Source organism: Amycolatopsis stemonae (assembly GCF_054781455.1).
Map to the genome: position 1 here is coordinate 461,793 of NZ_BAAGUJ010000007.1, position 21,176 is coordinate 482,968.

Here is a 21,176-nt window from a genome sequence, read left to right on the forward strand (position 1 = left end):
TCCCAGTCACGAAATCCCGAGTTCCCGGTCGATCGCCGCGAACATCTCGTCGTCGGTCGCCGTGTCGAGTTCGAGCTCGTCGTCCTCGTCGCCGCGGTCGTCGTCCCACTTCCACAGCAGCTTCCGCAGCCGCGCGGTGACCAGCTCGGCCGGCAGCGCGGCCAGCTCGGCCTCGATCCGGTCCAGCTCGTCCGTCGCGTTGTCCTCGGTGAAGAGCCCTTCGAGCACGTGCTTCGCGACCGCGGCGGGGGTCGGGTGGTCGAAGACGAGCGTGGCGGGCAGCTTCAAGCCGGTCGCCGCGCCGAGCCGGTTGCGCAGGTCGAGCGCGGTCAGCGAGTCGAAACCGAGTTCCTTCAGCGTCTGCGCCGGCCGGACGGCGTCGCGGCCGGGGAAACCGAGCACCGTGGCGACCTCGCCGCGCACGAGGTCGAGCACGACGCGGTCGCGTTCGCTCGCCGACGCCGTCCGCAGCCGCCGCACCAGCTCGCCGCCACTGTCCACAGGGGACTCTTCGGCTTGAGCCTGCGCTTCGGGCAGTTCCCGCAGCAGTGGGCGCGGCCGTGACGCCGTGTAGAGCGGGGTGAACCGCGCCCAGTCGATGTCCGCGACGACGCTCGCCGGGCCACCGGCGTCGACCGACGGCCGGATCGCGGTGACGGCCAGCTCGGGCCGCATCATCGGGACCCCGCGCCGCTCGAGCTGCGCGCCGACGGTCTCGTCGACCATGCCGCCGCCCGCCCAGGCACCCCAGGCGATCGACGTCGCCGGGAGCCCGCGGTCACGCCGCTGCTGGGCCAGCGCGTCCAGGAAGGCGTTCGCGGCCGCGTACCCGGCCTGACCGGAGTTGCCCCAGACACCGGCGCCGGAGGAGAACAGCACGAACGCGTCCAGGTCGCCGCACAGCTCGTCGAGGTTGCGCGCGCCGCGGACCTTGGCCTCGGCCAGGTCGGCGAAGTCGGCCAGGGTCACCGCGGTGATCGGGCGCTCGACGTCGACCGCGCCGGCCGTGTGGACCACGGCGGTCACCGGCGGCAGCTCGGCCAGGAGGGCGCGCAGGGCGTCGCGGTCCGAGACGTCGCAGGCGGCGACGGTCACCTTGGCGCCGAGAGCGGACAGCTCGCCGGTGAGCTCCGCGGCCCCGGGCGCGTCGTCGCCCTTGCGGCTGACGAGCACCAGGTGCTCGGCGCCGTTCGCGGCGAGCCAGCGGGCGACCTGCCCGCCGAGCGCGCCGGTGCCGCCGGTGACCAGCGCCGTGCCGTGTGGCCGCCACCGGACGGGCGGGGACGCCGCGGCGCGGGCCAGCCGCCGGGCGAACACCCCGGACGGCCGCAGGGCCACCTGGTCTTCGCCGTCGTGGCCGGTGAGCACGGCCGCGAACCGGCCGGCGACGACGGCGTCCACGACCGGCGGGAGGTCGACGAGGCCACCCCAGCGGTCCGGGTGGTCGAGCCCGAGGATGCCGCCGAGACCCCAGGCCATCGCCTGGGCCGGGCTGCCGAGGGGGTCACCGGCGTCGACCGACACCGCGCCGCGCGTGGCGAACCACAGGGGGGCGGCGATCCCGGCGTCGGCCAGCGCCTGCGTGAGCAGGACGTTCCCGGCGAGCCCGGCGGTGAGCACGGGGTGCTCGGCGTGCGGCTCGTCATCCAGGGCCAGCAGGGAAACCACGCCGACCGGCGGTGCTTCGGCGGCCAGTTCGACGGCCAGGTCCGCGCGGTCCTGGGTGGACACTTCGAGGACGCGGACGTCCGGGCCGAGCAGGTCGCGGAAGTCGCGTCCGGCGGGCACCACGGCCACCCAGCCCGCGTCGAGCGTGGTGGCGCGCGGCGTGGTCACCGGGCTCCAGCGGACCTCGTAGCGGAGATCGTCCACAGCGGACCGGGCGACCGTGGCCGTCGTGCGCGGTTCGAGCCAGAACCGCTGCCGCTGGAACGGGTACGTCGGCAGCGGCACCGTGCGCTTGACCGGGTGGAGGGCCGCCCAGTCGACGTCGTGGCCGTGCGCCCACAGCTGCCCCAGCGACGTCAGGAACCGCCGGAAGTCGCCCGCGTTGCGACGCAGGGTACCGACCACGGCCGCCGAGTCCGTCGTCTCGTCGAGGGTCTCTTCGATCCCGCCGCCGAGCACCGGGTGCGGGCTGATTTCGACGAAGAACCGGTGCCCGGCTTCGATGAGCGTCTTCGTGGCGTCGTGGAACCGCACCGGCTGACGCAGGTTGCGGTACCAGTACCCAGCGTCGAGCGTGGCCGTGTCGACCGGGGTGCCGGTGACGCCGGAGACGTAGGTGATCTCGGACGTCCGGGGCCGGACCGGCGCGAGGACCTCCCGCAGCCCGGCTTCGATGGCCTCGACCGCGGCCGAGTGGGAGGCGTAGTCCACCGGGATCCGGCGGACCCGCAGGTCACCCGCCTCGGCGAGCAGCGCTTCCAGTGCTTCGACTTCGCCGGAGACGACGACCGAACCCGGCCCGTTCACCGCGGCGAGCGAGAGGCGCCCGTCGTACGGCTCCAGCAGCGGCGCGACCACGGACTCCGGGGCGGCGATCCACGCCATCCCGCCGTGTCCCGCGAGGCCGGCGGCGATCGCCTTGCTGCGCAACGCCACCACCCGCGCACCGTCCTCGAGGGACAGTCCACCCGCGACGACCGCGGCCGCGATCTCGCCCTGCGAGTGGCCGACGACCGCATCCGGCTCGACGCCGTGCGCCCGCCAGAGCGCGGCGAGCGAAACCATCACGGCCCACGACGCCGGCTGGACGACGTCGACCCGCTCCAGCGCGGCCGCGTCGGCCAGGACCTCGGTCAGCGACCAGCCGACGTGCGGGGCCAGCGCGGCCGCGCACTCCGCGATCCGCTCGGCGAAGACCGGCGACTCGTCGAGCAGGTCGACGGCCATGCCGGCCCACTGCGCGCCCTGACCGGGGAAGACGAAGACGGTCTCGCCCGTGGTCGTGGTGCTCACCGGGCTCCCGGCGGCCAGCTCGCGCAGCCCGGCCCGGAGTTCGTCCCGGTCGCCGACGACCGCGGCCCGGTACTCGAACGCCGACCGGGTGCTGACCAGGGACCAGCCGACTTCGGCGACGCCGTGTTCCGTCTCCGCCAAGGCCGACGCCCGCGCGCGCACGGCGGCCTCCGAACGAGCCGACAGCGCCCAGATGCCGACGGTGTCCGGCAGTGGCTCGACCGGAGCCGGTTCGGGCGCCTGTTCCAGGATCACGTGCGCGTTGGTGCCGCTGATGCCGAACGCCGACACGCCGGCGCGTCGCGGGGCGCCCGTCTCGGGCCACGCCCGGTCTTCGCCGGTCAGCTCCACCACCCCGGACGACCAGTCGACCTCCGGCGTCGGCTCGTCGAGGTGCAGGGTCTTCGGCAGCCGGCCGTGCCGCATCGCCTCGACCACCTTGATCACCCCGGCGACGCCGGACGCGGTCTGGGTGTGCCCGAGGTTCGACTTCAGCGACCCGACCAGCAGCGGCCGGGCACGCTCGGGCCCGTACGCGGCGATCAGCGCCTGCGCCTCGATCGGGTCGCCCAGCGGGGTCCCGGTGCCGTGCGCCTCGACGACGTCCACTTCGGACGGTTCGAGCCCGGCGCCGGCCAGCGCGGCACGGATGACCCGCTGCTGCGAAAGGCCGTTCGGCGCGGTCAGGCCGTTCGACGCGCCGTCGGAGTTCACCGCCGAGCCGCGCAGCACGGCGAGCACCGGGTGACCGCGGCGCCGCGCGTCGGACAGCCGCTCCACGAGCAGGACGCCGACGCCCTCGGCGAGCGCGAACCCGTCGGCGGCCGCGGCGAACGGCTTGCAGCGGCCGTCGGGCGCGAGCCCGCGCTGACGGCTGAAGCCGAGGAACTGGCTCGGCGTCGACATCACCATCGACGCGCCGGCGAGCGCCATCGAGCACTCGCCCGAGCGCAGCGACTGGGCCGCGAGGTGCAGCGCGACCAGCGAAGACGAGCACGCCGTGTCGATCGTGACGGCCGGGCCCTCCAGGCCGAGCAGGTAGGCGATCCGGCCGGAGGCGACGCTGGACACCGCGCCGGTGACCAGGTAGTCCTCGCCCTCGCCACCGGCTCCCGCGCCGTAGGACTGGTCGGTCATGCCGACGAACACGCCCGCCGGGGTGCCGTGCAGCGCGGCCGGGTCGATCCCGGCGCGTTCGAAGACCTCCCAGCAGACCTCCAGGAGCAGCCGCTGCTGCGGGTCCATCGCGGTCGCTTCCCGCGGCGAGATGCCGAAGAACGCCGGGTCGAACCGGGTCGCGTCGGCGAGGAACCCGCCGTGCCGGGTGTAGGTGGTACCCGGCCGGGACGCGTCGGCGTCGTAGAGCGAGCCGAGGTCCCAGCCGCGGTCGGCGGGCAGACCGGAGATCGCGTCGACGCCGTCGGTGAGCAGGGTCCACAGCTGTTCGGGGGTGGTGACCCCGCCGGGGAACCGGCAGCCCATCGCGACGATGGCGATCGGGTCGTCGTCCCGGACCGCCTGGACCGGCGCCACGTCCACAGTGGACTGTGGCGAGACTTCGCCGAGGAGGAACTCGGTCAGCTTCGCGGCCGTCGGGTGGTCGAAGACCAGCGTGCTCGGCAGCTTCAGGCCGGTCGCCGTGCTGAGCCGGTTGCGCAGTTCGACGGCGGTGAGCGAGTCGAAGCCGAGGTCCTTGAACGCCCGGCGGACGTCGACGGTCTCCGGGCCGGCGTGCCCGAGCGCGGCCGCGACCTGCTGCCGGACCAAAGTGGACACGAGCTTTTCCCGCTCCGGCGCGGACTGCGCGGCGAGCTGCCCGGCCCAGCCGGCGGCAGCAGGCTGCTCCTCGCGCAGCCGCTTGACCTCGGGCTGCTCGGCGAGCAGCGGGCTCGGCCGGACCGCGGAGAAGACCTCGGCGAACACGGGCCAGTCCAGCTCGGCCAGCGCGACGAACGCGTCGTCGTGGTCGAGTGCCTGTCCCAGGCCCGCCAGCGCCAGGTCGGGGGCGATCACCGGGACGCCCCGGCGGGCGAGGATGTCGTGCAGGCTCTCGGCGATCATGCCACCGCCGGCCCAGGGGCCCCAGGCCACCGACAACGCGGTCCGGCCTTCGGCGCGACGGCGCAGCGCGAGCGCGTCGAGGTAGGCGTTCGACGCGGCGTAGGCGGCGTGGTCGGCGACGCCCCAGACTCCGGAGATCGAGGAGAACAGCACGAAGGCGTCCAGCTCGCGGTCGCCGAGCAGGTCGTCGAGGTGCTGCGCGCCGAGCACCTTGCCGCGCAGGACCTCGGCGACGGCTTCGGGGTCGGTGTCGGCGATGGCGGCCAGGGTGCCGACGCCCGCCGCGTCCACGACGGTCCGCAGGTCGTCGATGCCGTCGAGGAGCCCGCGGACGGCGCCGGCGTCGGCGACGTCGCAGGCCACGACGCTCACCCGGGGCCCCAGTTCGGGCACCGCCACGCCCCGTCGGCCGACCAGGACGACGTGCTCGGCACCGCGGTCGAGGAGCCAGCGCGCGAGGTGCCTGCCGAGCGCGCCGGTGCCGCCGGTGACGAGCGCGGTGCCCCGCGTGCCCCAGGTCCGGGCGGGCGTGGCGCCGCGCAGGGACGCCGGGACCAGCCGCCGGCCGAACACCCCGGACGGCCGGATCGCGACCTGGTCCTCGTCGCCCGTCCCGGTCAGCACGGCCGCCAGCCGCGTCGCGGTGTCGGCGTCCCACGTCCCGGGCAGGTCGACGAGCCCGCCCCAGCGGCCGGAGTGCTCCAGCGCGGCCACGCGGCCGAAGCCCCAGACCGCGGCCTGCGCCGGGTTCGGCGCGGGGTCGGTGTCGAGCGGGGCGACGGCGCCGGTGGTCAGGTACCAGAGGGGTGCCTCGATGCCGGCGTCGCCGAGGGCCTGGACCAGGACGGTCGCGCGGGTGACGGCTCGGATCGGGTCGTCGTCCGGGCCGCGCAGAGCGAGCACGCCGTCGGGGGTCAGCCCGGCCAGGCGTCCGGCGAGGGTCGCGCGGTCGCCGGTGTCGAGCACCTCGACGAGGTCGGCGCCCAGCCCCGCGAGGGCTCCCGCGGTGGGCGTCACGACGAGCCAGGTGCCGGTCAGCGGCGGGGCGGGCGGCTCGGGCAGTGCACGCCAAGCGATCCGGTTGCGCCAGCCGTCCAGGCCTTCCCGGCGCCGCCACTGCGTCAGGGCGGGTTTTGCGTCGCGCCACGGCGTGTCGTCGGCGAGGCCGAGTTCGCGAGCCAGCGTGTCGTCGTCGAGGGCGGTCCAGAAGCGGCCGTCGTCGGCGGGCTTGGCGGCCGGCTCGAGCCAGAACCGCCGTCGCTGGAACGGGTACGTGGGCAGGGGGACCGTCCGCCGGTTCGGGTAGAGGGCCGACCAGTCGACGTCGTGACCGTGCGCCCACAGCTGGGCCGCCGACAGCAGGAACCGGCGGAGGCCGCCTTCGGTGCGGCGCAGCGTCCCGACCACGGCCGCGTCCAGCGCCTCCTGGAGGCCACCGCCGAGCACCGGGTGCGGGCTGACCTCGACGAAGTACCGGTGCCCCCGCTCGGCGAGCACGTCGGCGGTCTCGCGGAACCGCACCGGCTGACGCAGGTTGCGGTACCAGTACCCGGCGTCCAAGGTCGCGGTGTCGACGGGCTCGGCGGTGACCGTCGAGTAGAACGGGACCTCGGCCGAGCGCGGCTCGATCGGAGCCAGGACCTCGCGCAGCTCGGCTTCGATCGCCTCGACGTGCGCCGAGTGCGACGCGTAGTCCACCGGGATCACCCGCGCGCGGACGCCGTCACGTTCGCAGCGCGCGACCAGGTCCTGCAACGCCGCGGGATCACCGGCCACGACCGTCGACGACGGGCTGTTGTACGCCGCGACCGAGATCCGGTCGTCCAGCATCGACTGGACCTGCGAGGCGTCCAGCGCGATCGACGCCATGCCGCCCTGCCCCGCGAGCCCGGCCGCGATGGCCTTGCTCCGCAACGCGACCACCCGAGCACCGTCCTCAAGGGACAATCCACCCGCGACGACCGCCGCGGCGATCTCACCCTGCGAATGCCCCACCACCGCGTCCGGCAAGACCCCGTACGACTGCCACAGCGCCGCCAGCGAAACCATGACCGCCCACGACAACGGCTGCACCACATCGACCCGGTCCAACGAAGACAGCATCTCGAACGGCGACCAGTCCACAAAAGACTCCAACGCCACCGCACACTCCGCGAACCGCCCGGCGAAGACCGGCGACTCCGCGAGCAGCCCAGCCGCCATCCCGGCCCACTGCGCACCCTGACCCGGGAACACGAACACCGTGCGCCCCGCCGGGCCGGTGACTCCGGTGACCACGGCCGCCCCCGGGGTCCGCTCGGCGATCTCGGCGAGACCGGCGAGCAGTTCCGGGCGATCGCCGACCACCGCGGCGCGGTGCTCGAACGCCGTCCGCGTCGACGCCAGGGACCAGCCGACTTCGGCGACGCCGTGCCCGGTGTCCGTCAGGGCCGACGCCCGGTCCGCGACCGCGTCTTCGGACCGGCCGGACAGCACCCACACGCCCAGGCCGTCCTCGGCGGCCGGTGCCGCCGCGGGTTCCGGGACCTGCTCGACGATGACGTGCGCGTTCGTGCCGCTGATCCCGAACGACGACACCCCGGCCCGGCGGGGCGCGCCGGTCTCCGGCCACGGCTGCGCCGCCGAAGCCAGCGTCACGGCGCCGGCCGACCAGTCGACCCGCGGGCTGGGTTCATCCGCGTGCAGGGTCCGCGGCACGACGCCGTGGCGCAGGGCCTGGACCATCTTGAGCACGCCGCCGATGCCCGCCGCGGCCTGGGTGTGGCCGAGGTTCGACTTCAGCGAACCCAGCAGCAGCGGCCGTTCGCGGTCCTGCCCGTAGGTCGCGAGCAGGGCCTGCGCCTCGATCGGGTCGCCCAGCGGGGTCCCGGTGCCGTGCGCCTCGACGACGTCCACTTCGGACGGTTCGAGCCCGGCGTCGGCCAGCGCCGCGCGGATGACCCGCTGCTGCGACGGGCCGTTCGGCGCGGTCAGGCCGTTGGACGCGCCGTCGGAGTTCACCGCGGTGCCGCGCACGACCGCGAGCACCGGGTGGCCGTTGCGGCGCGCGTCGGAAAGCCGTTCGACCAGCACGAGCCCGACGCCCTCGGCCCAGCCCGTGCCGTCGGCGCCCGCCGAGAACGCCCGGCACCGGCCGTCGCGGGACAGGCCGCGCTGGCGGCTGAACTCGACGAGCATCCCCGGGCTCGCCATGATCGCGGCACCCCCGGCGACGGCCAGCGAGCACTCCCCCGCCCGCAGCGCGCGCACCGCGAGGTGCAGCGCGACCAGCGAAGACGAGCACGCCGTGTCGACGGTCAGCGCCGGGCCCTCCAGCCCGAGGACGTACGCGAGCCGGCCGGACGCGACGCTGCCGGTGGTGCCGGTGAGCAGGTGGCCGTCGAAGCCTTCGCCGCCCTCGTGCAGGCGCGGGCCGTACTCGGACGACGTCGCGCCGACGTAGACGCCGGTCCGGCTGCCCCGCAGCGTCGCCGGGTCGATCCCGGCGTGCTCGAACGCCTCCCACGCGGTCTCCAGCAGCAGCCGCTGCTGGGGGTCCATGGCCAGGGCCTCGCGCGGCGAGATCCCGAAGAAGTCCGCGTCGAATTCGGTGACGCCGGTGAGGAAACCGCCGTGGCGCGCGTAGGTCTTGCCCGGCTTGCCCGGGTTGGCGTCGTAGAGGCCGTCGAGGTCCCAGCCGCGGTCGGCGGGCAGGTCCGCGATGACGTCGCGGCCGTCCGCGACCAGCTGCCACAGGTCGTCCGCCGAGCGCACGCCGCCCGGGTAGCGGCAGCTCATCGCGACGATGGCGATCGGCTCTTCGGCGCCGGGGGCGACCTCGGACGGGGCGTCCTGGGAGGTTCCGCTCAGCATCGCGGCGAGCCGGGCGGGGGTCGGGTGGTCGAACACCGCGGTGGCGGGCAGTTTGACGCCGGTCGCGAGGGTCAGCCGTTCGCCGAGTTCGACGCCGAGGATCGAGTCGAAGCCGAGGTCCTTGAACGACGTCGTGGGGTCGATCGCGGCCGGGCCGGGGTGGCCGAGCACGAGGGCGGTGTGCGCGCGGACGGTTTCGAGTAGGTCTTGGGGCTGCGTCGGGTGTGCCTCCGGCCCCCGGTTTCCAGGGTATCGGCGGGCACCGACAGTTTCGGGGGCGTCGTCCAGCCAGAAGCGTTCGCGCTGGAAGGCGTACGTCGGCAGGTCGACCGGGCGGGCGCCGGGGAACTCGGACGTCCAGTCGACGGCGCCGCCGCGGGTCCACAGCTCGGCGACCGACGTGCGGAAGCGGGCCGGGCCGCCGTCGCCGCGGCGGAGGGTGCCGACCGCGGCCGCCGGGAGTTCGTGGTGGGCCGCGGTCCCGAGGATGCCGCCGACGAGCACCGGGTGCGGGCTGACCTCGGCGAACACGCCGATGCCCGCGTCCAGCGCGGCGCGCACGGCCGGGGCGAACAGCACCGGCTGCCGCAGGTTGGCGAACCAGTGGTGCTCGTCCAGGCGCTCGGTGTCCAGCAGGCCGCCGGCCGTCGAGGAGTAGAACGGGATGTCCGTGGCCACGGGCCGGATCCCGGCGATCAGCCGCAGCAGCTCGTCCTCGAGCGGCTCGGCCTGCGCGGAGTGCGACGCGTAGGCGATCGCGATCCGGCGTGACCGCACCTTGCGCGCGGTCAGCTCGGCCTGCAGTTCGTCGAGGGCGTCGAGATCGCCGGAGACCGCCGTCGTCGACGGGCCGTTGACCGCGCCGACCGACAGCCGGCCCGGGTAGGCGGCCAGCAGCTCGGTCACGGCCTCGACCGGCAGCTCGACCGACAGCATGCCGCCGTGGCCGGCCATCCGGTCCGCCAGCAGCTTGGCCCGCAGCGCGACGATCCGCGCCGCGTCGCCGAGGGACAGCGCGCCGGCGACCGCGGCGGCCGCCAGTTCGCCTTGGCTGTGCCCGAGGACGGCGGCGGGTTCGACGCCGCGGGCCCGCCACTCGGCGGCCAGCGACACCGCGACGGACCAGAACACGGGCTGCAGCACGTCGGTCCGGTCGAGCGACGGCGCTCCCGGCGTCTGCCGGAGCACGTCGACGACGTCCCAGTCGAGGTGGGGCGCGAGCGCGGCGGCGCATTCGGCCAGCCGCGCGGCGAACACCGGCGAGGCGTCGAGCAGCTCGGCGGCCATCCCGGCCCACTGCCCGCCCTGGCCGGGGAAGACGAAGACCACGCGGTCGTCCGACGTGGCCGTGACGCCCTGGGTGACGGCCATCCCGTCGGCGACCGCCTGCAGTCCGTCACGGCCGTCGGCGACCGCCCGGTGCTCGAACGCCGTGCGGCGCGTGGCCAGCGACCAGCCGACGTCCACAGGGGACAGTCCGGGATTTTCGTCCACATAGGACAGCAGTCGGGCGGCCTGCGCCCGCAGGGCTGCCTGGGTGCGGCCGGAGAGCGGCCAAGGTGCCGTCCCGTCGGCGGCCTCGCGGGGTGCGACGGGTTCGGCCGCTTCGAGCACGACGTGGGCGTTGGTGCCGCCCATGCCGAACGAGCTGACCCCGGCGAAGCGCCGCTCGGCGGTCCAGCCGGCCGGTTCGGTGACGACCCGGAGGTTGAGTTCGGCCAGCGGGATCGCCGGGTTCGGCGTCGCGAAGTTGAGGCTGGCGGGCAGCGTCGCGTGCCGCACCGCGAGGACGGCCTTGAGCAGCCCGGCGATCCCGGCCGCGCCTTCCAGGTGCCCGATGTTGGTCTTGACCGAGCCGACCGGCAGCGGCTCCTCGCGCGCGCCGAAGACGTCGCCGAGCGCGGCCGCCTCGACGGGGTCGCCGACCTTCGTCCCGGTGCCGTGCAGTTCGACGTAACCCACGGCGGACGGCTCGATGCCGGCGTCCGCGTGGGCACCGCGCACGACCGCCGCCTGGGCCCGGGCGTCCGGCGTGGTGAGGCCGGTGCTCGCGCCGTCGTTGTTGACGGCGGTGCCGCGGAGGACGCACAGGATCTCGTCGCCGTCCGCCTGGGCCCGCGAAAGGGTCTTGAGGACGACGAGACCGCCGCCCTCACCGCGCACGAAACCGTTGGCGCGCGCGTCGAAGGTGAAGCACCGGCCGTCCGGGGAGAGGCCGCCGAACTTCGCGGTCGTGACGGCGTTGTCCGGTGAGAAGATCAGGTTGACCCCGCCCGCGAGCGCGACCGGGCACTCGCCGCGGCGCAGGCTCTGCACGGCCAGGTGGACGGCGACCAGCGAGGACGACTGCCCGGAGTCGACGGTGAAGCTCGGGCCGTGCGCGCCGAGCAGGTAGGAGACGCGGTTGCCGAGCAGGCTCCGGTGGACGCCGGTGATGGTGTGGTGCGTGACGCCCTCGGTCCCGCGCGCGTGCCCGAGCGCGGCGTAGTCGTCCCACATGGCGCCGACGAACACGCCCGCGGTGCCGCCGTCGAGGCTCGCGGGCACGATGCCCGCGTTCTCCAGCGCCTCCCAGGCCAGCTCCAGCACCAGCCGCTGCTGCGGGTCCATCGCGGTGGCCTCGCGCGGCGAGATGCCGAAGAACGCGGCGTCGAAGCGGTCGACGGCGTCGAGGAACCCGCCGTGCCGGACACCGGCTTCGGCGGCGTCCCAGCGGCCGTCGGGGACTTCGGTGATCGCGCTGCGGCCTTCGGAGAGCAACCGCCAGAACGCGGCGGGGCCGTCCGCCCCCGGCAGGCGGCAGGACAGCCCGACGACGGCGATCGGCTCGCCCGGAGTGGTCGCGGAACCCGGCATCTCACGCTCCATGGGCGGGCGGAATCCTTCCTGTGGCGAGCGGTTGCTGCTCGACGTCCACGGCAACACAGGCGCGGCAACGCTGTCCACGGCGGACAGGTGAGGTCTAGTGCGGTGCCTAGAGGACTCAGGCGGTCCAGGTGACGGGAAGGGCGTGCACGCCGTAGTGCAGCATGTCGTCGCGCAACGGCACCTGGTCCGCGGGCACGGCGAGCCGCAACCCCGGGAACCGCTCGAACAGCGCCCGGAAGCCCACCTGCATCGTGAACCGCGCCAGGTGCTGGCCGACGCACTGGTGCACGCCGTGGCCGAACGCCACGTGGCCCTGGGTCACGCGGCCGATGTCGAGGGTGTCGGGGTCCGGGAACCGCTCGGGGTCGCGGTTCGCGGCCGGGAGGGCGACGACGACCGTTTCGCCCTTGCGCACCAGCTGTTCCCCGACTTCGACGTCCTCGAGCGCCGCGCGGCTGGCCCCCAGGTGCGAAACGGTCAGGTACCGCAACAGTTCTTCGACGGCGCCGGGCCACCGCGCCGGGTCTTCCCGCAGCCGCGCGAGCTGGCCGGGGTGCTCGAACAAGGCGAACGTCCCCAGCGCCAGCATGTTAGTCGTGGTGTCGAAGCCGCCGCCGATGAGCGCCCACGCCAGGTTGACCAGCTCCGGCCGGTCCAGTTCGCCGGTGCGGGCCAGGTCGCCGAGCATGCCGGCGCCCGGCTCGGCGAACGCCGCGTCGACCAGCCGCTCGAGGGTGCCGCCGACCACGGTGATCGCGGCGACCAGCTCCTCGAGCGGGTACCGCATCCGGGCGACGACGTTCAGGTGGTGCAGCAACTCCTCGCGGTCCGTCTCGGGCACGCCGACCACTTCGCACATCAGCCGGGTGGCCAGCGGCTCGGCGTAGTCCGCGACCAGCTCGGCCGCCGTTCCCCGGGCGGCCATCGCGGCCAGCAGCCCACCGGCGATCCGCTCCGCGGCCGGCACCAGCTCGCGCGTGCGCCGCACGGTGAAGTACTTCGCGACGAGCTTGCGGTAGCGCGCGTGGTCCGCGCCGTCCATCTTCGGGAACGCGCCCGGCGCGGCCGGTTCCGGTGCGTAGGTGTCCATCGGGAACGGCGGCGGCACCGCGAGCGCGACCAGGTCGTTGCGGTGGCTGAACCGCGCGTCGGCCAGCACCGCGCGCACGTCCGACAGCTTGGTCACCAGCCAGCCGGTGGCCGGGCCGGGACTGGCGTCGAACGCCAGCGGGCTGATCCCGCCGTTCTCGCGCGCGGTCCGGTACTCGTCGGGCGGGTCGAACGGGCAGCTGCGCTTGACGGGCAACGAGGACGGCTCCTGCGAAGTCACTTCCGGCTCCCTCCGGCCAGGTTCGTGACGGCCCTGGCCTCGATCTCGGCGGCGGCGCGGGCCGCTCCGCCGGCGGCGTGCACCTCGCGCTGCATGTCCTGGACGCGCCGCCGGACGGCGTCGTCGCCCGCGACGGCCAGCACGGTGTCCCGGATGCGCTCGGGCGTCGCCGTGTCCTTGTCCAGCACGGCACCCAGCCCGATCCGGCGGACCTGCCGGGCGTTGATGTGCTGTTCCGGGTGGTGGGGCACGACGATCGCGGGCACCCCGAAGTACAGCGACTCCATCAGGCTGCCCATGCCGCCCTGGCAGAGGAACACCGAGCAGTGCGGCAGGACGTCGGCGTGCGACACCCAGCGATGGGCCTCCACGGTGGACGGCAACGGTCCCAGTGCCGCCGGGTCCACCCGGTTCCCCAGCGTCAGCACCACGTGCCACGGCTGGTCCGCGAACGCCTCGGCGCAGGTGCGGAAGAACTCCGGCCGGTCGTTCACGGTGGTGCCCAGGGTGATGAGCACGACCGGACGGCCGTCGCCCGGCGGCTGCCACCGCGCCGCCTCGGAAGGCGCGCCGACCGACGGCCCGACGAAGGCGAACCGGTCGTCGAAGGTCTCCCCTGCCGGCTGGAACGCGCGGGGCACGAACACGACCGTGAACTCGTCGCCGCCGGTGAAGAACTCCTCCAGCGTCAGCGCGCCGAGGCCGTGGTCGGCGAGGTACTCGCCCAGCCGCGTGACGAACTTCGCGATCGCCGGGTGCGCCGGGTCGACCGCCTCGCCGTAGGTCTGGTTCTCCTGGGTCAGCGAGAAGTGCTCGTTGGACGCGACGGTCGCGGAAAGCTGCACGGCCGGCAGCTTCGCCTTGCGCGCCAGCAACCGGCCCGGCGCCCACAACGTCGTGTCGTACACCAGCAGGTCCGGTGTGGACCGTTCGAAGGCACGCTCCACCGCGGGCAGCACGCCCATGGTGTCTTCGAGCAGGTGCAACGGCGCGCGGGCGGCCTCGTCGGCGTCCGTGATGTCCGGCTGTGCGGTGGACAGGTCACAGCCGTACGGGACGGCGTGGGCACCCGTCGCGACGACCCGCTCCGCGAACTCCCCGGACGTGAAGCACGTGACGCGGTGGCCGCGGCGCACGAGTTCCGCGACCACCGGCAGCACCGGCGTCATGTGCCCGTAGGCGGGGTAGGGCAGGAAGGTGATCTCGGTCATGACCGGCTCCTACGCGGCGGGAAGGGTCTCCGCCGCGCGGCGCTTGCGGCGCTCGATCAGCGAGAGCGCGGGCGAGGTGGCCACGGTGGTCACCAGGGTCATCACCACGAGCATCGCGAACATTGTCGGGCTGATCACCTTGAGGTCGAGCCCGATGTTGAGCACCGCGAGCTCGGTGAGGCCGCGGCAGTTCATCAACGCGCCCAGCGCCCACGAATCCCGCTTGCCGATCCCGGACAGCCGCGCGGCGACCAGGCTGCCGCCCCACTTGCCCAGCATCGCCACGACGACGATCAGCGCACACCACAGCCACAACGCCGGGTCGGTGCCGATCAGGTCGAACTTCGTGCGGAGTCCCGTGTAGACGAAGAACAGGGGCAGCAGCAGGGTGACCGTCAGCGAGTGCATCTGTTCGGTGGCCTGGCGGATCGGCAGCGAACCACGCGGCGTCACGGCGCCGAAGAGGAACGCGCCGAAGATCGGGTGGATGCCGATGGCGTTGGTGGCCAGCGCCGACAGCAGCAGCCCGGCCAGCAGCACGGACACGACCGCCGTGGTGGGCAGCGCCTTCTGGCCGTGCTCGGTCGGCGCGAACAGGCGGCGCAGCACCGGGCGCACGACGAACAGCATGAACGCGAAGAACGCGATCGTGAGCCCCACGGTCAGTCCCGTGGCGGCCAGCGAACCGGCGCCGGCGATGGCGACCACGAGCGCCAGCAGGCACCACGCGGTGATGTCGTCGACGGCCGCGCAGCTGAGCGCGAGCGCGGCGATCGGCAGCTTCGTCATCTTGCGGTCGGTGATGATCCGGGCCAGCACCGGGAACGCGGTGATGCTCATCGAGATCGCGAGGAACAGCGCGAACGGCAGCCGGTCCACGCCGGCGCCGAGCGCCGGGTGGAGCACGAACGCGAGCAGCACCCCGGAGAGGAACGGGATCGCGACGCTGACGTGGCTCACCAGCACCGCGGCCTTGCTGCGGCGGCGGACCAGCTCGACGTCGAGCTCGTAGCCGACCAGGAACATGAAGATGACCAGGCCGATCTGGGCGAACGTGTTGATCGTCGAGGCCAGGAAGTCGGGGAAGATCCAGTGGTAGGCGGCGGGCCACACCCAGCCGAGGAACGACGGCCCGAGCAGGATCCCGGCGAAGATCTCGCCGATCACCGTCGGCTGCGCCAGCCGTCGCGCGGCCGCCGAAAGCAGCCGGCAGGCCAGGAAGATCACCGGCAGGGCGAACAGCAGCTTGGCCACCGGGTCGGCCGCGCCGCCGGTGTGCCCGGGCGGCCTGTGGCCGTCGCCGCCCCCGGTGCGCAGCAGGAAGAACGCGGCCACGACCGGGAGGACCACCATGGCGAGGTAGGAGATCCACGCGCGCCCCTTCGGGGTCGCCGCGGGCGCGTCGGGCTCGGTGGTGCGCTCGTCGAGCGAGGACATGGCTGGTCTCTCCGATCGGACGCAGCCGGTCGTGGGTGTTCAGGGCGGTCAGAACCGCCCTGAACACCCACGACCGGTGAGGTGCCTAGAACAGGGCCAGCGCCGAAGAGGACGCCTTGAGGTTGCCGAGGTGCCCGTGCCACAGGTGCGTGGGGTCGGCCTCGACCGCGGCGACGTATTCCTTCATCGCGGTGAGCGCCGCCGGCTCCTCCGCGTCGTAGACGTCGCCCTGCAGCATCTGGATGACGTCCTTGCGGTAGCGGTCGTCGTCGATGAACGCGGTGAACAGCACGTTCAGCCGGTAGTACATCGAGATGAAGTCGTACCAGATGTTGACGCCCTTGCGGAGGGTGTTGACGTAGTTGTCGAACCGCTCCCGGCGGAAGTCGCCGGCCTGGTGCGCGGCGATGACGTCCTTGGCCGCCAGGCGGCCGCTGTTCATCGCGACGCTGACGCCGCTGGAGAAGATCGGGTCGACGAACCGGGCCGCGTCGCCGATCAGCAGGAGCGAGTCGCCGGCGATCTGTTTCATGCCGTAGCTGTAGTCGCCCTCGGTCTTGAACTTCCGCACGCGCTCGGCGTTCTTCAGCGCGTCCAGCATCTCGGGCCGGGTGCCGACGGAGTTCCAGAAGAAGCCTTCGAGGTCGTCCTTGTGCTTCTTGAAGTTCTCCTTCTGGGTGACGACGCCGATGGAGGTGATCGTCTCCGTGATCGGGATCTGCCAGACCCAGGTGTCCTCCTGCGGCAGGAAGTGCACGTGGATGTAGTCGGCGTCCTCGGGCCGGCGGGCCAGCGACGCGCGGTCCAGGCCCTCGAACCACGTGTGCACCGCGTACTGGTTGAAGACCTTGTCCGGCACCTTGACCTTGAGCTGGTTGCCCAGCAGGGTCTGGCGGCCGGACGCGTCGAGCACGCACCGGACGGCGACGTCGACCTGCTGGCCGCCGATCTTGGCCTGCAGCACCGGCCGGTCGCGGTCGGTGAAGTCGACCCGGTTGACCCGGACGCCCTGGTAGACCTTGGCGCCGAGCTCCTCGGAGTGCTTGAGCAGCAGCGAGTCGAACTGGCCGCGGTCGACGTGCCAGGCGTAGACGCGGTCGACGCCGTCCTGGTCACGCTCCTCGTAGGCGATTTCCGCGACGCCCAGGCCGTGCGACCCGGCGTCGAAGTCCAGCGTGCTGGTCGGGCGGGTGTCCGAAGAGGTCCACGCGGCGCCGTACTTGCGGGGGAAGCCGGCCGCCTCGACCTTCCCGATGACCCCGATGTCGTGCATCACGGGGATGACCGCGGGGACGAGGGACTCGCCGACGTGCTCGCGAGGGAACGTTTCGCCCTCGAAAACGGCCACCGAGAGGCCGGCCTTGGCCAGGTAGGACGCCGCCGTGGAACCGGCCGGGCCGCCACCGATGATGCCGACGTCGTAGTCGTAGGACACGGGTTCTCCGTTCTGGATCCGATACAGGGTGGTCAGGCGACCGGGGCGCGCAGCGAGGTCACCAGGTCGGCGATGCTTTCGATGTCCTTGAAGTGCCGGGCCACCATGTCCGTGGGCGGGACCCGCACGGAGAACTCCTCGCGGATGTAGGCGACCAGCCGGGTCGTTTCGATCGAGTTGAGCAGGCCCCAGTCCAGCAGCGGCGTGGTCGTGGTCAGTTCCCCCACGTCCTTGCCGTCCAGCAGGTGCTTCTCGACGAATTCGGCGAGCTTCCGCGTGATCTCCACGCGCTCGTCTTCTGCCATTGCTCTTCCTCCAGTGACGGCACAGGTCCAGGTTCGCGGGCGGGTCAGTCGGTGCCCGCGTCGTGCGTGGCCTTGTTGCGCGAGCCACGCCGGGGGCGCTCCAGGCGCTCGGTCTCGGGGTTGATGTGCTTGCGCGGGGCGAAGGCGACGTAACGGCCGCCGGACATCTTGGCCTTGAAGTTCTTCATCCAGCCGTGGTGCCCGAAGTTGCCGTACTTGTCGAAGCCGACGAGCGAGATGCCGCTGCGGTCGTAGTGGCCGCCGACGAGCAGGCACCACTGCCGGTAGTCGGGGTACTCGTTGGTCAGGTGGCGGTAGGTCAGCACGAAGGCCAGGTAGCGGCGGAAGTCCATGCCGTCGAGGCCTTCTTCGTCGTACACGCGGGAAATCGCCTGGGTGCTCTGGCCGAGCATCTCCGGGATCGGCGAGGCCGAGCAGACGAGCCAGTGCGACTCGTCGGTCATCGGGCTCTTGATCATGTTCTGCTCGACTTCCCAGCGGAAGTTGGTGTTGAGCTTCCCCGTCTCGATCATCTGCGCCTCGGAGATCTCCTGCGGCACGTAGATGAGCATTTCGTTCGTGGTCTCGAGCTCGTCGATCTCGGCCTGCGTGAACGGGCAGGGCTTCACCGCGATTTCAGTGGTTCCATAGACTCCGTACACCATGTCTTCGAGATTTTCCGGCATGCGCATGAGCGACCGTCCTGAATTCCATTTATCGCGTGGCTGGATGTGGCGTCGATTCGTTTTAGCACGGAACGGACTGGGGAAATGCTCAGTAGAATTGGGACTTCTCGGTGGAGTCCATCAGCGCGACGGTGTTGCTGGACGGGTTGACGACCGTGCTCACCAGGTCGAAGTACCCGGTGCCGACCTCGCGCTGATGCCGTGTCGCGGTGTAGCCGGCGGCCTCCGACGCGAACTCCCGTTCCTGCAGTTCGACGTAGGCGGTCATGCCTTCTTCCGCGTAATCACGCGCCAGCGCGAACATCGAATGGTTCAGCGCGTGGAAACCGGCGAGCGTGATGAACTGGAACTTGTAGCCCATGTGCCCGAGCTCGCGCTGGAACTTCGCGATCGTCGCGTCGTCCAGGTGCTGCTTCCAGTTGAACGACGGCGAGCAGTTGTAGGCCAGCAGCTGGTCGGGGTACTCGGCCTTGATGGCCTCGGCGAACTGGCGCGCGACCTCGAGGTCCGGCTTGGACGTCTCCATCCACAGCAGGTCCGAGTACGGCGCGTAGGCCAGGCCGCGCGCGACGCACGGCTCGATGCCGCCGCGCACGCGGTGGTAGCCCTCGGGCGTGCGCTCGCCGGTCAGGAACGGCTTGTCGCGCTCGTCGACGTCGCTGGTGATGAGGTTCGCGGCCTGGGCGTCGGTGCGCGCGATGACGAGGCTGGGGACGTCGCAGACGTCGGCGGCCAGGCGCGCGGCCTGCAGCGTGCGGACGTGCTGGGCGGTCGGGATGAGCACCTTGCCGCCGAGGTGGCCGCACTTCTTCTCCGCGGCCAGCTGGTCTTCCCAGTGCACGCCCGCGGCGCCGCCGGCGATCATGCCCTTCATCAGCTCGAACGCGTTGAGCACGCCGCCGAAACCGGCCTCGGCGTCCGCGACGATCGGCGCCAGCCAGTGCGGGGCGTCCGGTTCGTCCTCGGCCCAGCTGATCTGGTCGGCGCGCAGCAGCGCGTTGTTGATCCGGCGGACGACCTGCGGGACCGAGTTGGCCGGGTAGAGGCTCTGGTCCGGGTAGGTGTGGCCGGAGAGGTTCGCGTCGGCGGCGACCTGCCAGCCGGAGAGGTAGATGGCCTTCAGGCCGGCGCGCACCTGCTGCACGGCCTGGTTGCCGGTGAGCGCGCCGAGGGAGTTGACGTAGTCCTCGGTGTGCAGGAGGCTCCACAACCGCTCCGCGCCCAGGCGGGCCAGCGTGTGCTCCTCGGTCACGCTGCCGCGCAGGCGGAGGACGTCCGCGGCGGAGTAGTCGCGGCGGACGCCGCGCCACCGGGGATCCTCGGCCCAGGACCGGGCCAGGTCGGCCGCCGCGGCTTCGCGGGGCGGCGCTGCGGTTACGGTCATGTCGTTCTCCTGACGTACGACGACGCGCGGGTTCGTGGACAGGACCATTTAGCACCGCCGAACCCCGGCCGGCGCCCGGACCTGCGGCACAACGAAGCATTCCCCTAGTTCTTCCGGCGTGCGCTCTCTTCGCCCCGGACGCGCGTCCGATACTCGGTTCGCGAGCCACCGGTGCGAACGGAAGGCGTTTGATGGCGAAGGATCTGCGGACATTCCTGGCCGAGCTGGACCCGGGCCAGCTGAAGGTCGTGCGCAAGGAGGTCGACCCCGAGTTCGAGGTCACCGCCGTCGTCGACCGCATGGAGGACGACCCCGCGTACCCGGGTTTCCCCGCGGTGCTGTTCGAAAACGTCGGCGGCTCCGACATCCCGGTGCTCATCAACCTGCACGGCACCTACGAACGGCTGGCCCGCAGCATCGGCGCGGACATCCACACCATGGTGGCCGAATACGCCCGGCGCGAGGGTTCGGGGATCAAGCCGGTCACCGTGGCGACCGCGCCGGTGCAGGAAGTCGTGCTCACCGGCGACGACATCGACGTCGGCCGGCTGCCGCTGCTCAAGCACCAGGAACTGGACGCGGGCAAGTACATCACCTCGGCGGTGACCCTCTGCCGCGACCCCGACAGCGGCAAGATCAACGCGGGCATCTTCCGCCACCAGGCGCAGGGCCGCGACCAGGTCGGCATCCAGGTGAACCCGGCCCACCACACCGCCTACGTGCTGCGGAAGCTGCGCGAGCAGAAGAAGCCGATGGAGGTGGCGCTCGTCATCGGCCACCACCCGGCGCTGCTGATGGGCGCGGTGTCCAAACTGGAGGGCATCGGCGGCGAGCTCGACGTCGTCGGCGGCCTGCTCGGCGAGCCGCTGGAAATGGTGCCCTGCAAGACGGTCGGCCTCGAGGTGCCGGCGCATGCGGAGATCGTCATCGAAGGCGTGATCGACACCGACCCGGACGCGACGGCCGTCGAAGGCCCGTTCGGCGAGTACCCGCGGTTCTACACCCGCACCGGCCCGCAGCCGTACGTGAAGATCACCGCGATCACCCTGCGCCGCAAGCCGATCTTCGTCGACGTGTTCAACGCCCACACCGAGCACAGCATGCTCGGCGGGCTCCCCCGGATGGGCAGCATCCACCGCCGGGTCACCGAAGCGGTGCCCTCGGTGACCGGGGTGCACCTGCCGCTGTCGGGCATGGCGCGTTCGCACCTGTACCTGTCGATGAGCAAGCGCGTGGAGGGCGAGCCGAAGCTCGCGGCGTGCGCGGCGCTGGCCGTGGACCCGTTGCTGAAGCACGTGTTCGTGGTGGACGACGACGTCGACGTGTTCAACGAGGTCGAGACCCTGTGGTGCCTGGCGACGCGCTTCCAGGCGGACCGCGACCTGACGATCATGCCGGGCTTCCTCGGCGGCCAGCTCAACCCGGTGACCTACGGGCACAACCGGGACGAGAAGGGCCCGATGGAGACGAAGCTGATCTTCGACTGCACGAAGCCCGTGCCGCCGGCGGTGTTCCCGCCCTCGTGCCGGGTGCCGCCGGAGGTCGTCGCGCGGGTGGACCACCGCGCCCTGCTGGAGGACGCGGACGCGTCCGCTCTGGACTGAAGGTCGCCCGCACCGTCGACGACGCCGGTGCGGGCGACCTTC

General features: G+C 72.7%; 9 protein-coding genes. 1 reads left to right on the forward strand and 8 read right to left on the reverse strand.

Annotated elements, in window-relative coordinates:
- Positions 1 to 6: 6 nt before the first annotated feature.
- The 8 genes from ACYVLJ_RS27170 to aceA form a co-directional block, all read right to left on the reverse strand.
- Positions 7 to 11,730 carry a type I polyketide synthase gene (locus tag ACYVLJ_RS27170; RefSeq protein WP_460440812.1) on the reverse strand — a complete coding sequence of 3,908 codons (11,724 nt, stop codon included), beginning with the start codon at positions 11,728 to 11,730 and terminating at the stop codon, positions 7 to 9.
- A 127-nt stretch (positions 11,731 to 11,857) separates the two neighbouring features.
- The gene (locus ACYVLJ_RS27175; RefSeq protein ID WP_460440813.1) at positions 11,858 to 13,072 is read right to left on the reverse strand and encodes a cytochrome P450; all 1,215 of its coding nucleotides are present in this window, start codon (positions 13,070 to 13,072) and stop codon (positions 11,858 to 11,860) included.
- Positions 13,069 to 14,283 carry a glycosyltransferase gene (locus tag ACYVLJ_RS27180; protein WP_460440814.1) on the reverse strand — a complete coding sequence of 405 codons (1,215 nt, stop codon included), beginning with the start codon at positions 14,281 to 14,283 and terminating at the stop codon, positions 13,069 to 13,071. The genes ACYVLJ_RS27175 and ACYVLJ_RS27180 overlap by 4 nt, the downstream gene beginning before the upstream one ends.
- Positions 14,284 to 14,292: 9 nt before the next feature.
- Positions 14,293 to 15,720 carry a cation:proton antiporter gene (locus tag ACYVLJ_RS27185; protein WP_460440815.1) on the reverse strand — a complete coding sequence of 476 codons (1,428 nt, stop codon included), beginning with the start codon at positions 15,718 to 15,720 and terminating at the stop codon, positions 14,293 to 14,295.
- An 85-nt stretch (positions 15,721 to 15,805) separates the two neighbouring features.
- Positions 15,806 to 17,155, reverse strand: a complete 1,350-nt coding sequence (locus tag ACYVLJ_RS27190) for an NAD(P)/FAD-dependent oxidoreductase (RefSeq protein WP_451984146.1) — start codon at positions 17,153 to 17,155, stop codon at positions 15,806 to 15,808.
- Positions 17,156 to 17,187: 32 nt separating this feature from the next.
- Positions 17,188 to 17,460 (reverse strand): acyl carrier protein, encoded by a 273-nt coding sequence (locus ACYVLJ_RS27195; protein ID WP_460440816.1) that lies wholly within the window; start codon positions 17,458 to 17,460, stop codon positions 17,188 to 17,190.
- Positions 17,461 to 17,504: 44 nt separating this feature from the next.
- Positions 17,505 to 18,125 carry a hypothetical protein gene (locus tag ACYVLJ_RS27200; RefSeq protein ID WP_451984150.1) on the reverse strand — a complete coding sequence of 207 codons (621 nt, stop codon included), beginning with the start codon at positions 18,123 to 18,125 and terminating at the stop codon, positions 17,505 to 17,507.
- Positions 18,126 to 18,234: 109 nt separating this feature from the next.
- Positions 18,235 to 19,530 (reverse strand): isocitrate lyase, encoded by a 1,296-nt coding sequence (gene aceA, locus ACYVLJ_RS27205; RefSeq protein WP_460440817.1) that lies wholly within the window; start codon positions 19,528 to 19,530, stop codon positions 18,235 to 18,237.
- 191 nt (positions 19,531 to 19,721) lie between these two features.
- On the opposite strand from aceA, the gene ACYVLJ_RS27210 reads away from it, so the two are divergent.
- Positions 19,722 to 21,134, forward strand: coding sequence for a UbiD family decarboxylase (locus ACYVLJ_RS27210; RefSeq protein ID WP_460440818.1), 1,413 nt, complete (start codon positions 19,722 to 19,724; stop codon positions 21,132 to 21,134).
- Positions 21,135 to 21,176 lie beyond the last annotated feature (42 nt).